The sequence below is a fragment of the Streptomyces sp. HNM0575 genome, assembly GCF_012726265.1.
In the GTDB taxonomy this organism is placed as follows: domain Bacteria; phylum Actinomycetota; class Actinomycetes; order Streptomycetales; family Streptomycetaceae; genus Streptomyces.
Genome location: NZ_JAASAG010000019.1, coordinates 58,389 through 70,239, shown reverse-complemented (window position 1 = coordinate 70,239; position 11,851 = coordinate 58,389). Strand labels below are relative to the sequence as shown.

At 72.4% G+C, this 11,851-nt stretch carries 10 protein-coding genes and 1 pseudogene; 5 read left to right on the top strand and 6 right to left on the bottom strand.

Annotation, left to right across the window (positions count from 1 at the left end; all coding sequences use genetic code 11):
• Positions 1-254 precede the first annotated feature (254 nt).
• Together HCC61_RS29215 and HCC61_RS29210 are read right to left on the bottom strand one after the other, a co-directional pair.
• Positions 255-938 carry a hypothetical protein gene (locus HCC61_RS29215; protein WP_240969392.1) on the bottom strand — a complete coding sequence of 228 codons (684 nt, stop codon included), beginning with the start codon at positions 936-938 and terminating at the stop codon, positions 255-257.
• A gap of 174 nt (positions 939-1,112) precedes the next feature.
• A complete protein-coding gene (locus tag HCC61_RS29210) occupies positions 1,113-1,499 on the bottom strand; it encodes a hypothetical protein (RefSeq protein ID WP_169140721.1) in 387 nt (128 codons plus the stop codon).
• Positions 1,500-1,700: 201 nt separating this feature from the next.
• Between HCC61_RS29210 and HCC61_RS29205 the strand changes: the two genes are divergently transcribed.
• From HCC61_RS29205 to fxsA, 5 genes and pseudogenes are all read left to right on the top strand, one after another.
• The gene (locus HCC61_RS29205; protein ID WP_169140719.1) at positions 1,701-2,141 is read left to right on the top strand and encodes an Lrp/AsnC family transcriptional regulator; all 441 of its coding nucleotides are present in this window, start codon (positions 1,701-1,703) and stop codon (positions 2,139-2,141) included.
• An 87-nt stretch (positions 2,142-2,228) separates the two neighbouring features.
• Positions 2,229-3,869: an amidohydrolase gene (locus tag HCC61_RS29200; protein WP_169140717.1), complete on the top strand. Its 1,641-nt coding sequence runs from the start codon at positions 2,229-2,231 to the stop codon at positions 3,867-3,869.
• A gap of 979 nt (positions 3,870-4,848) precedes the next feature.
• Positions 4,849-6,618: an apolipoprotein N-acyltransferase gene (lnt, locus tag HCC61_RS29195; protein WP_240969400.1), complete on the top strand. Its 1,770-nt coding sequence runs from the start codon at positions 4,849-4,851 to the stop codon at positions 6,616-6,618.
• Positions 6,615-7,296 (top strand): annotated as a pseudogene (locus HCC61_RS31075) (polyprenol monophosphomannose synthase). The gene lnt and the pseudogene HCC61_RS31075 overlap by 4 nt, the downstream one beginning before the upstream one ends.
• Positions 7,297-7,299: 3 nt before the next feature.
• The gene (gene fxsA / locus HCC61_RS29185) at positions 7,300-7,926 is read left to right on the top strand and encodes an FxsA family membrane protein (protein WP_169140715.1); all 627 of its coding nucleotides are present in this window, start codon (positions 7,300-7,302) and stop codon (positions 7,924-7,926) included.
• Between the two features lie 95 nt (positions 7,927-8,021).
• On the opposite strand, the gene HCC61_RS29180 is transcribed toward fxsA, so the two are convergent.
• From HCC61_RS29180 to HCC61_RS29165, 4 genes are all read right to left on the bottom strand, one after another.
• Positions 8,022-8,408 (bottom strand): RNA polymerase-binding protein RbpA, encoded by a 387-nt coding sequence (locus HCC61_RS29180; protein ID WP_169140713.1) that lies wholly within the window; start codon positions 8,406-8,408, stop codon positions 8,022-8,024.
• Between the two features lie 254 nt (positions 8,409-8,662).
• The gene (locus HCC61_RS29175) at positions 8,663-10,018 is read right to left on the bottom strand and encodes an MFS transporter (RefSeq protein WP_169140711.1); all 1,356 of its coding nucleotides are present in this window, start codon (positions 10,016-10,018) and stop codon (positions 8,663-8,665) included.
• Positions 10,019-10,128: 110 nt separating this feature from the next.
• Positions 10,129-10,962 carry a glycerophosphodiester phosphodiesterase gene (locus HCC61_RS29170; RefSeq protein WP_346777439.1) on the bottom strand — a complete coding sequence of 278 codons (834 nt, stop codon included), beginning with the start codon at positions 10,960-10,962 and terminating at the stop codon, positions 10,129-10,131.
• Complete coding sequence (locus HCC61_RS29165; RefSeq protein ID WP_240969391.1) at positions 10,959-11,732, bottom strand: hypothetical protein; 774 nt, start codon at positions 11,730-11,732, stop codon at positions 10,959-10,961. Before HCC61_RS29165 ends, HCC61_RS29170 begins: the two co-directional genes overlap by 4 nt.
• Positions 11,733-11,851 lie beyond the last annotated feature (119 nt).

The window sequence follows — 11,851 nt, the reverse complement described above, 5'->3', positions numbered from 1 at the left end:
CGGGCATTACGGTGGTACACGAAGGCCTCCCTGCGGTGCAGTCCTTAGACAGCTCCACCACAGCGGAGGCCTTCGCCATGATCAAGACCCACAAGTGTCAACAACGCTCGTGATCAATACAGCTAGCGCCCGGCCGCGCCGCATCACGGCAGGCACCGGTACAGCACCTGTGCAGCACCGGCCACCTGCACGGGCACTGCACTGCACGGCGGCAAGCGGTACTGCCCTGCGCGGCGCGGGAGGCGGCGGTGGCGCTACGCCGCCTCCCGCGCATCCTCGACGACCTTCTTGTCGAGCGCCGCACGCACCAGTGCCGCCGCGAACCGCGCCCGGTCGCGCTCGGGAACGAGTTCCGCCAGCTTCGAGGGCGACTTCGGCAGCCCGAGCCGCTCCGCGCCCTGCTGCGCCTTCTTGCCGAAGTACGGCCCGAACTCCGGCCACACTTCCTGCGCCTCCCGCAGGAAGATGTCGACGCCCGTGGGCCCGATGCCCGGCACCTCACGCAGGCGTTCCGCGGTGCGCGGGTCCTCGCGCATGCGGCGCAGATCGCCCCCGTACTCGTTCAGCACCAGCTCCGCGCCCTGCCCGAGCTGGGTGGAGGTGCGCTCGTCGTAGCGCCGGTAGCCGCCCACGCCGAGGGCGTCGACCCGCTGCTGCCAGGTCGCGTCCGCCATCCGCCGTGCGTCCTTCATCCCGGCGTCCGAGAGGGCGCGCGACGAGGCCACGGCGACGTCCGCACGGATACGGGCCGAAAGCAGCATCGACAGCACCAGCAGCCGGTACAGCGGCGACGGCGTGTCCCGCAGCGCGATGCCCGCCTGCTCGGCGTACGTCTCGCCGTGCGTCCTCAGCAGCGCCCGCGCCTTCACCCGGTCCCCGGTCTGCCGCGACGACTCCGTCCCGGGCCTTGTCTGCGTCTGTGTCCGTGTCTGTGCCATGGGGGCCTCGCTCGGCTGTCGCCTTCAGAGGCCGTACGGGTGCCCACGACCCCCGGCGGGCACACGGCGACGGCGACGGCCGGCCCTACGAGACAGCGGGGGACGGATGGACAGCGGGACGGTGGGACGGCGGGATGGCGACGCCGCGCGACCGGGCGGCCCCGCCCGCCGTCGTCACCCCTCGCGCAGCAGCGACCGCGTGCGCGGACCTCCCGCGTGCGAGAACGGCTGGGTCCGCCAGTCCAGCCCCTCCGGAAGCGTCAGCAGCGCCGTCAGCCCGTGCTCACCGCCCGCCTCACCGTCGGCGGCCGCCGCTTCGGATGCCGGTCGCCCGGACCCCTGGCACACGGTCAGCCCGAACGGGTTCCACGGCGAGGCGCACAGCGCATGCTCGGGCAGGCTCTCCTCGTCCGCGAGGAGCGCGATGGGCTGCCGGCAGTCCGGGCAGCCCACGCGGAAGATGTCGTAGATCTCGTCCTCGTACGCCCTGTCGGCCAACGCTTCTTCCTCCACCGCCGTCGCGGCCGCCACAGACGTGCGGAACCGCTTCTCAGTGCGCATGCAAATCCCCCTCCGGGTGGGCCTGCCGGGCACCCCGCCCCGGCCTCAGCAAGCACTTCCCGTGGCGTCATTCGCATAATCGCCGCACGCCCGGGGACACGGGAGCATCGATGTGGCCTTGGTCACACACCGCGCCCGTATGTGCGCTCCTCCCTGCGCCCGCTGTGCCGGAGTGCGCCCGGCACAGTAGGTTGACCTGCTGTGGAGGAAGTGGACCGGCAAATCGTCGACCTGCTCGTCAAGGACGGGCGGATGAGCTACACCGACCTGGGCAAGGCCACGGGCCTGTCCACCTCGGCCGTGCACCAGCGCGTACGCAGGCTCGAACAGCGCGGGGTCATCCGCGGATACACCGCGCTCGTCGACCCCGAAGCGGTCGGCCTGCCGCTCACGGCGTTCATCTCGGTGAAGCCCTTCGACCCCAGCGCGCCCGACGACATCTCCGAACGTCTCGCCGAGGTACCGGAGATCGAGGCCTGCCACAGCGTCGCCGGCGACGAGAACTACATCCTCAAGGTCCGCGTGGGCACGCCCATCGCGCTGGAGCACCTGCTCGCCCGCATCCGCACCCTGTCCGGGGTGTCCACCCGTACGACGGTCGTGCTCTCGACTCCGTACGAGGCACGCCCCCCGCTGATCTGACCGCAGCCGCACGCGTCCTGGTCAGTCCAGCTCCGGCGGCCCGACCCGCCCGGCGCCCGCGCGCGCCCTGGCGGGAGACTTGACGCCATGAGTGAGCGCACCGCCCATGGGCACGAGACCCGTACCGTCCTGCTGCGCGGCGGGGAGGTGCACAGCCCGGCCGATCCCTTCGCCACCGCGATGGTCGTGCAGGGGGACAGCATCGCCTGGGTCGGCTCCGAATCGGCGGCCGACTCCTTCGCCGAAGGCGTGGACGAGGTGGTCCACCTCGAAGGGGCGCTCGTCACCCCCGCGTTCACGGATGCACATGTGCACACCACCGCCACAGGACTGGCGCTCACGGGCCTGGACCTGACGGGAGCGCCCACCCTCGGCGACGCTCTCGCCCGCATCCGCGAGTACGCCGCGGCACGCCCCGCCGACCCCGTACTGCTCGGCCACGGCTGGGATGCCACCCACTGGCCCGAGGGCCGCCACCCCTCCCGGGCGGAACTCGACGAGGCGGCGGGCGGCCGTCCGCTCTACCTGTCCCGTACGGACGTGCACTCGGCCCTCGTTACTACGGCCCTCCTCGAACTCGTCCCCGGCGTCGCCCAGTTGACCGGCTTCGCCGACGGAGCACCGCTCACCCGGGACGCACACCACGCCGTACGCGAACGAGCACACTCCACCCTCACCCCCTCCCGCCGCGCCGAGGCCCAGCGCGCCGCACTCGGCCACGCGGCCTCCCTCGGCATCGGAGACGTGCACGAGTGCGCCGGGCCCGGCATCTCCGGCGAGGACGACTTCACCGCCCTGCTGGCGCTCGCCGCCGAGGGCAACGGCCCACGCGTGCACGGCTATTGGGCCGAACCCGTCACCTCGCCCGCCGACGCCGCCCGCATCCGGCGCCTCGGCGCGGTCGGCGCCGCCGGCGACCTCTTCGTGGACGGCTCACTCGGCTCCCGCACCGCGCATCTGACCGCCCCGTACGCAGACGCGCCGCACTCGGGCAGCGCCTACCTCGACGCCGACGGCGTCGCCGCCCATGTCGCCGCCTGCACCGAAGCCGGCCTCCAGGCAGGCTTCCACGCGATTGGAGACGCCGCCGTGACCGCGGTCGCCGAAGGCGTGCGCGCGGCCGCAGGCCGAGTCGGCACGGACCGGGTGCGCGCCGCACGCCACCGCGTCGAGCACGCCGAGATGATGGACGAGCAATCCGTCGCGGTCTTCGCGGAGTTCGCACTCACCGCGTCGGTGCAGCCCGCGTTCGACGCGGCGTGGGGCGGCACCGACGGGATGTACGCGGCACGTCTCGGCGAGGCGCGCGCCGCCCGCCTCAATCCGTACGCGGCCCTCCAACGCGCGGGCGTACCCCTCGCGTTCGGCTCCGACAGCCCGGTCACACCCCTCGGGCCCTGGGAGGCGGTGCGTGCCGCCGCGTTCCACCGCACGCCGCAGCACCGCATTTCAGTACGCGGCGGCTTCACCGCGCACACCCGCGGCGGGCGCCGCGCCGTCGGCGATGACGAGGGCGGCGTGCTCGCCCCCGGCGCACCGGCGGACTACGCGCTCTGGCGTACCGGTGAACTGGTGGTGCAGGCCCCCGACTTGCGCGTCGCCAACTGGTCGACGGATCCGCGCTCCGGCACTCCCGGTCTGCCAGACTTCACGCCCGGCGGCCCGTTGCCCGTGTGCCTGCGGACCGTCGTCGGTGGACGCACCGTCCACGAGCGGCCGAACGAGTGATGTACGAGGGCATGTTGAGGCCTGCCGACGCCCCCTCAGCCTGTCGCCCTCGCGGCTCTCACGCCGGACTGACCTGCTGATTCGGCGAAACGCCGCAGGTAGCGTGGCTGTTGACAGGCGACGCCCGCCGACGGGTAGGTTCAGCCAAGTCCACCACAGGACGTCCGGCCGGCCATTCCCCGCGCAGTCGTCGAACGCCGCTGGGCCAGGGGGTGGTGTGCCGCACCGGGACATCACCACTGGGAGCCAGGTCCAGCGCCCGCGGCACGGGGGCGGAAGGTCGAGGCCGGCCGGCGGGTGTGACCCGGGTGGGGCCCGGATGCTCAGTAGACAACGGCTCTCGGTCGACTCGCAGCCAGCGGGTCCCAGGTCGGCCCGAAGGGCACCGGGCCCCGACCCGCAGCGACGACTCCCGTTGGGGACGACCACCTGACGGCGAGCGCGGCGAGCGGCGGAAGCCGCCCGCGCTCCGCTTCTTCTCAGCGCCCCTTCGCCCCCGGGGACTTCCCTCGCCTCCCGTGCTTCCGCTCGGCATGTGCTCCGCCGCGCTGCGTGCCGTCTGCGCAGGGCGTTCCGCCCCGCTGCCCGCCCCTGGCATTCCCAGCCCTGGACCCGCGGAGGCCGAACGTCGTTATACGGTCGCTTCACCACCGCACGACCTTGCAGGAAGGGCGCGACCTTGCCATCGGGTTCCGAGACCACCGCCGCATCCGCAGCCGACGGGCCCGCCGCCGGCCCGAACGGCGCGGACGGCACGCAGCGCGGCGGCTCGCGGGCCGCGCAAGCCGAGAACGGCGAGGGAGCGCGCGGCGCCGCCACCGCGGCGGACCGCTTCGAGCCCGGCACGGACGGCGAGGACGTCCCCGCAGCGCCCGCGCCCGCTGACGTCCCGGCAGAGCCCACGGCCGCCGAGTCCCCGGACCCGGGCTCACGTCCCGATGAAGCCGCCCCGGCCGGACGAGGTGCGCGCGCCGGGCGGCTGCAACGGCTCGGAGCCCTCATACGGCGCGAGGCGGTGCGCACGGCCTGCGCCGTCACCGCCGGAATCGTGCTGGCCCTCGCCTTCCCCCCGTACGGCCTGTGGCCGCTGTCCCTGCTGTCCGTCGCCGCGCTCAGCCTGCTCACCCGCGGCCGCACCGCCCGCCAGGGCGCCTGGACGGGATTCGCCTTCGCCTGGCCCTTCTTCATCATGCTGCTGCGGTGGCTGCACGTCGTCGGCTGGGACGCGGTCGTGGGGCTCGCGTTCATCGAGTCGCTCTTCCTCGCCGCTCTCGGCGCCGCGCTCGCCGCCACCTCCCGGCTGCCGCTGTGGTCCCTGTGGGGGGCCTGCCTGTGGGTCGCGGAGGAGTGGGCCCGCGACCGTCTGCCCTTCGGGGGCTTCCCGTGGGGCAGGCTCGCCTTCGCCAACACCGGTTCGCCGTACACGCCGCTCGCCGCGCTCGGCGGCGCCCCGCTGGTCACCTTCGCCGCGGCCCTCACCGGTACGGCGCTCGCCGCGGCGGCCCTCGTCCTGTGGCGCATGCGCGGCACGCGACCCGGCACGAGCACCGGCGACAGCACGAGCACCGGTGACAGCGCGGACAAGGGCGACGGCGCGGACAAGGGCGACAGCGGCGGAGCGGAGGAGGAGGGCCGCGCGGCCGTCGCATCCGCGGAGCCGTCCGCCCGTACGGAATCCCGCCGGCGCACCCTCGTGCCACTGGTGTCGTCCCTGGCTCTCGCGACGGCCGTCACCGCGGCCGGCTACGCCGTGCCCGTGCCGACGGCCGCGGACGACTCCGCCGACATCGCCGTCGTGCAGGGCAATGTGGAACAGCCGGGCATGAACTTCCTCGGCCGCCCGATGAAGATCCTCAACAACCACGTCGACGCCACCCTCGACCTCGCGCGAAGGATCAAGGCCGGCAAGGCCGAGAAGCCCGAGCTGGTGATCTGGCCCGAGAACTCCTCCGACCTCGACCCCTACCGCTGGCCCGAGGCCCGCGAACGCATCGACGAGGCGGCCAAGGCGGTCGGTGTCCCCATCCTCGTCGGGGCGCTCGTCGACCACCCCGGAACCAAGGGGTACGTGGAGAACCAGGGCATCGTGTGGGACCCGCGGAAGGGGCCCGGCAAGTCGTACACCAAGCAGCACCCCGTGCCCTTCGGCGAGTACGTGCCCTTCCGCGACGAGCTGAGCACCGTCATCACCCGCCTCCAGCAGATCCCGCGCGATTTCTGGCCCGGCGACCACTCGGGCGTCCTTCAGACGGGACCGGCGCGGCTCGGCGACGTGATCTGCTTCGAGGTCGCCTACGACGAGATCCCGCGCGACACCGTCAACGCGGGCGCCCGCGCCCTCGTCGTCCAGACGAACAACGCCACCTACGGAAGGACGGGCCAGCCCGAACAGCAGCTGGTCATGTCCAAGCTGCGCGCCGTCGAGCACGGGCGCGCCGTCGTCACCGCGGCCACCAGCGGCATCAGCTCCGTCGTCGCCCCGGACGGCACTATCAAGCAGCGCACAGGGGAGTTCGAGCGCGACGTGATCAGTGCCGAGCTGCCGCTGCGGGACGAGATCACCACGGCTGACCGCGTCGGCGCCGTCCCGGAGTGGGTGATCGCTATGGTGGGCGTTCTCGCCTGTGCCGCGGCGTGGTACGCAGGCCGGCGCCGCGGCCGGACCGGCCTCCGGCACACCTCGCCCACTCCGCTCGCGGCGCAGACGCAGACCGATGCAGGGCGGAAGCAAGAGGGGCAGCAGCGGTGACGGACGGCGGACAGGCGCGGCGGTACGGACCGCTCGGCACGGTTCTCGTGATCATCCCGACGTACAACGAGGCCGACAACATCGAATCCGTCAGCGCCCGTCTGCGTAAGGCCGTGCCGGACGCGCACATCCTGATCGCCGACGACAACAGCCCCGACGGCACCGGCAAGATCGCCGACGAACTCGCCGCGCACGACGAGCACGTCCACGTACTGCACCGGCCCGGCAAGCAGGGACTGGGCGCCGCCTACCTCGCCGGTTTCCGCTGGGGCATCGACCACGGCTACGGCGTGCTGGTGGAGATGGACGCCGACGGCTCCCACCAGCCCGAGGAACTGCCCCGGCTGCTCACGGCGCTCAAGGGCTCCGACCTCGTGCTCGGATCGCGCTGGGTCCCCGGCGGACGGGTCGTCCGGCTTCCGCGCCTTCCGCAGCGAGACCCTCGAGGGACTGGGCATCGACGCGGTGGCATCGCAGGGCTACTGCTTCCAGGTCGATCTCGCCAACCGTGCGGTGCGCGCGGGATACCACGTGGTCGAGGTCCCGATCACCTTCGTGGAGCGGGTACGGGGCAATTCGAAGATGAGCCGCGACATCATGGTCGAGGCGCTGTGGCGGGTCACGGCCTGGGGAGTCGAGGGCCGCGTGAAGCGGGCCCTCGACCGCAGGCACACTTGAGGCATGACGAGCCGCGCACCGTACCCGTACGAGCCGCCCCACGACGAGGGTTCCGGCCACGGAGGGCAGGAGCCGGGCCCCGGCGGACCGCGCCGTTCACGGGGCCGTACGTTCGTCCCGCTGGCCATGGCGGCCTGGGCGCTGCTGGAGATCTGGCTGCTGATCGTCATCGGTGAGACCGCCGGCGGCCTCGCGGTGCTGGCGCTGCTGGTCGCGGGCTTCCTCCTCGGCGTCTACGTGATCAAGCGCGCGGGGCGCCGGGCCTGGAGCCGGCTTGCCGAGAGCGTCCAGCAGGCGCAGCGCGCCGCCCAGACGGGACAGGCGCCGCCGGAGAGCACCGAGCGGCACGGCGGCGGCAACGCCCTCACGATGCTCGGCGGTCTGCTGATCATGGTGCCCGGCGTCGTCTCCGACGTCGCGGGGCTGCTGTGCCTCTTCCCGCCCACCGCCGCGCTGATGAGGCGCACCACGCGGCGCTACCTCGACCGGCGCTCCGGCTTCGCGCCCGGCACCGTCGGCGACGCCTATCAGCAGGCGCGCAAGGCGGAGGAGCAGATGCGGATGCACAAGCCGGACGGGAAGGTCGTCGAGGGCGAGGTCGTACGCGACGACGAGCCGCCCGGCCGCTGAGCGCACGATGTGCCGGACCACGACGTGCCCGGACACAGCACAGCGCGGGCCGGTGACCTGCCAAGGTAGGTCACCGGCCCGCGCTCACTGCCCGCTTACGCGGACTTACGCTTGTTGTTGTTGCCGTCCCGGGGATGCACCGCGAGGTTCATCGTGCCGGACCTGAGTACGGCCAGCCGCTCCGCGAGGACCTCCTCGAGCTCCTCACGGGTGCGCCGCTCCATGAGCATGTCCCAGTGCGTACGCGCGGGCTTGCCCTTCTTCTCTTCCGGCCCCTCGCCGTCCACCAGGAGTGCCTGGGCGCCGCACACCTTGCACTCCCATTCCGGCGGGATCTCGGCCTCGACAGAGAACGGCATCTCGAAACGATGGCCGCTCTCACATGCGTACTCCACGGCCTGGCGCGGTGCCAGGTCGATACCGCGGTCGGTCTCGTAGCTGGTCACCACGAGTCGCGTGCCGCGAAGAGCTCGCTCACTCATGAATTCGTGCCTCCCGGGCTTGTCGCCCACAGGACAGGTGTCGCTGTCGTCGTCATCTGCTCAACGTCCGGTCGGCGGTGAAGATTCCCGAAAAGGGGATGCGTCGCCCGTCGTGCCGCCCTTCGTGTACCCACCAATGACCGGTTTGTCACAACTGACAGGAGATGTCACCCAGCGTTCTCATCTCTTTGGCGTGCAGTAACGGTCCATCCGGCGAGCCGGGGGCGTACACTACCGCGCCGCCCCCGCAAGTCCTAAATCCGCTCCGGTTCCGGGTTTCCGGCGGCCGCCGCGGCCCGATCGACCGGGACCCGCAGCAGCAGGACGAAGCCGAGTACGAAGAAGACCACCAGCGAGATGATCGCAGCACGGTAGCTCTCCGTCAGCTGATAGGCCAGTCCGAACACGAGGGGGCCCAGCCAGCTCGTTCCGCGGTCGCTGACCTCGTACAGAGAGAAGAACTCGGCCTCCTTGCCCGCGGGCACCAACTGCGCGTACAGGGAGCGTGAGAGGGCCTGGCTGCCGCCCATCACCAGACCGATTCCCGAAGCGAGGGCGAAGAAGAACAACGGCGCCCCGGCGGGCAGGAAATAGCCGGCGCCGACGATCACCGTCCACGCCACCAGCGAGCCGAGAACCGTGCGCTTCGCCCCGTGACGGGCCGCTATCCGCCCCATCAGCAGCGCACCCGCCACCGCCAGCACCTGTACGAGCAGCACGGCGCCGATCAGCGTCGTCTGGTCCACGCCCAGCTCCTCCGAGCCGAAGACCGACGCCTGGGTGATCACGGTCTGCACCCCGTCGTTGTAGACGAGATACGCCAGCAGGAAGAGCATCGTCAGCCGGTAGCGCCGCAGTTCGCGGAAGGTCCCGGCGAGCTGGCGCCAGCCGTCGAGCAGCGAGAAGCGGGAGCCCGTGACCGCGCCGGGACGCTCCCGCAGCCGCAGCAGCGGTACGACGGTGAAGACCGCCCACCACACGCCGGCGGAGGCGAGGCAGATCCGCACGGCGGTCCCCTCGGTGACGCCCAGCGCCTCGTGCTGGAGGAAGAGCGCCAGGTTCGCCACGAGCACCACCGAGCCGGCCGCGTAGCCGAAGGCCCATCCCCGTGAGGAGACCGCGTCGCGCTCCTCGGGGCCGGCGACCTGGGGGAGGAAGGCGTTGTAGATCACGACCGAGGTGGCGAACGAGACGTTCGCGACCACCAGCAGCGCACCGCCCAGCAGATAGCGCTCGCCGTCCAGGAAGAACATCCCGGCCGTCGAGCCCGCGCCGAGGTACGCGAAGAGCCCCAGGATCGGCTTCTTGCGTCCCGTGTGGTCGGCGACCGCGCCCGCCAGCGGCATCACCACCACCGACAGCAGCACCGAGAGCGAGACCGCGTACGCGTAGTAGGAGCCCGCGCGGACGTCGAGGCCCAGCGGATGCACATAACCGTCCGCGTCCGCCGCCGCCTTGGTGACCTGCGTCAGATACGGGCCGAGGAAGACGGTCAGCACGCTGGTGGAGAAGACGGAGTTCGCCCAGTCGTAGAAGTACCAGCCCCGCTGCTCACGGCGGCGCCCGGCCGTCCCGTCCCCGGCGCCGGTCACGACAGCACTCACAGCCATGCCCTCTCGCTCTGCGGCGCCGTGCGCGGCTCCGGTACGCGGCGTCCGGCCGTGGCGGACGCGGGGGCGGCGGGGACCACGGTCCGCCGTCGCGGCTTGAGAACGACGGCCTACCGGGCTCCGGACCCGTGCGTCCACGCACCCCGCTCGATGAGGACGTCGCGCAGTGTCTCGATGTGGTCGGTCACAATGCCGTCAACTCCCAGGTCGAGCAACTCCCGCATCCGGTTTCTCTCGTTCACGGTCCATACGTGCACCTGCATCCACCGGGCGTGTGCCGCGCGTACGAAGGCCCGGTCCACCACCCGGATCCCCGACCGGTGTTCGGGAACCTGGACGCACACCGCGCTGGCGCGTACCGCGCGGACCGGTACCAGCCCGTACGAACGCAGCCGTAGCCGCACCACGCCCCGCGTCCCCAGTGAGGTCGCGAGCCGCGGACCGGCCATGGACTGGGCCCGCGCCACCCGGTCCTCCTCGAACGAGCCGACGCACACGCGCGCCCAGGCGTCCTGCTCCTCCAGCAGCTCCAGCAGCGGTACGAGCGCGGCCTCGGCCTTGACGTCGATGTTCCACCTCGCCTGCGGGAAGGCCCGCAGCAACTCCCGCATCAGGGGCAGCGGTTCACGGCCGCCGACGCGGGCGCGGCGCACCTGCGACCAGGGCAGTGCGCGGATCGGGCCGCTCGCGTCGGTCATCCGGTCCAGCGTCTCGTCGTGGAAGGCGACGAGGACGCCGTCGGCCGTGGCGTGCACGTCCGTCTCCAGATAGCGGTAGCCGAGGCCGACGGCGCGGGCGAAGGCGCTGTGGGTGTTCTCCAGGCCGTCGGCCGCACCGCCGCGGTGGGCGAGGGCCAGCGGTCCGCGGTTGTCGAGGAACGGATGGCGCGGCTTGCGCCGCAGCACGGCGGCGGGGTGTGCAGGAGGGCGTGGGTCGGAGGTCACCGCCGCAGTATCGCGCCCCTGCGCCACCATGCGCGCCGCTGCCCCTGATCCGAGGGGACGGGGGACGCGGTGTCGCCGGCCTGCGGGCAGGTGCCGCGCGCCACCACGCGGGAGCCAGCCGCTGGTACGGGGCCGTAAGTGCCGTCCGCCGGTGCCGGTTGGGGCCGGGGCACGGCGAAGACGCGGAGGAAGAGCTGGGAGAGCGGTCCGATGGCGAGGGCGTACACGACGGTGCCCGCGCCCGCGGTGCCGCCCAGCAGCAGACCGGAGACGAGCACGGCCGCTTCGATCGCCGTGCGTACGAGGCGCACCGAGCGGCCCGTGACCTGGTGCAGGCCCGTCATCAGCCCGTCCCGCGGCCCCGGCCCGAAGCGGGCGGAGATGTACAGGCCGGTGGCGACGCCGTTGAGCACCACCGCGACCGCCACCAGCGGAATCCGCAGCGCGAGCGCCTGCGGCGCGGGAGCGAGCCAGATGGTGCCGTCCATCGCCAGCCCCACCAGGACCACGTTGGAGACGGTGCCGAGCCCCGGGCGCTGGCGCATCGGCAGCCACAGCAGCAGTACGAGGGCGCCCGCGATGATCGAGACGGTGCCGATGGACAGACCGGTGAGCCGTGCGAGCCCTTGGTGCAGCACGTCCCACGGAGGGAGGCCGAGGCCGGAGCGCACCATCAGGCCGATGCTCGCCCCGTAGAGCAGAAGTCCCGCGTACAGCTGCACCAGGCGGCGGCCGAGCCGTCTGCCCTGACGTGACGTCGGATGTGCCAACGCTCGCTCCTTCCCTGCCTTGCCCTGCCGCCGTGCGGTGCCGGCCGGTCCGCTGCTGGCGCCGGAGAACCGCCGCATGGCAGTCTGGAACCACGAACCAGGCCACATCCATGGCCAAT

Coding starts and splice junctions, on each gene's coding strand:
- HCC61_RS29175 (WP_169140711.1), bottom strand. CDS start 10,018: ATGGCTGTGAGTGCTGTCGTGACCGGCGCCGGGGACGGGACGGCCGGG.
- HCC61_RS29215 (WP_240969392.1), bottom strand. CDS start 938: ATGGCACAGACACGGACACAGACGCAGACAAGGCCCGGGACGGAGTCG.
- HCC61_RS29180 (WP_169140713.1), bottom strand. CDS start 8,408: ATGAGTGAGCGAGCTCTTCGCGGCACGCGACTCGTGGTGACCAGCTAC.
- fxsA (WP_169140715.1), top strand. CDS start 7,300: ATGACGAGCCGCGCACCGTACCCGTACGAGCCGCCCCACGACGAGGGT.
- HCC61_RS29200 (WP_169140717.1), top strand. CDS start 2,229: ATGAGTGAGCGCACCGCCCATGGGCACGAGACCCGTACCGTCCTGCTG.
- HCC61_RS29210 (WP_169140721.1), bottom strand. CDS start 1,499: ATGCGCACTGAGAAGCGGTTCCGCACGTCTGTGGCGGCCGCGACGGCG.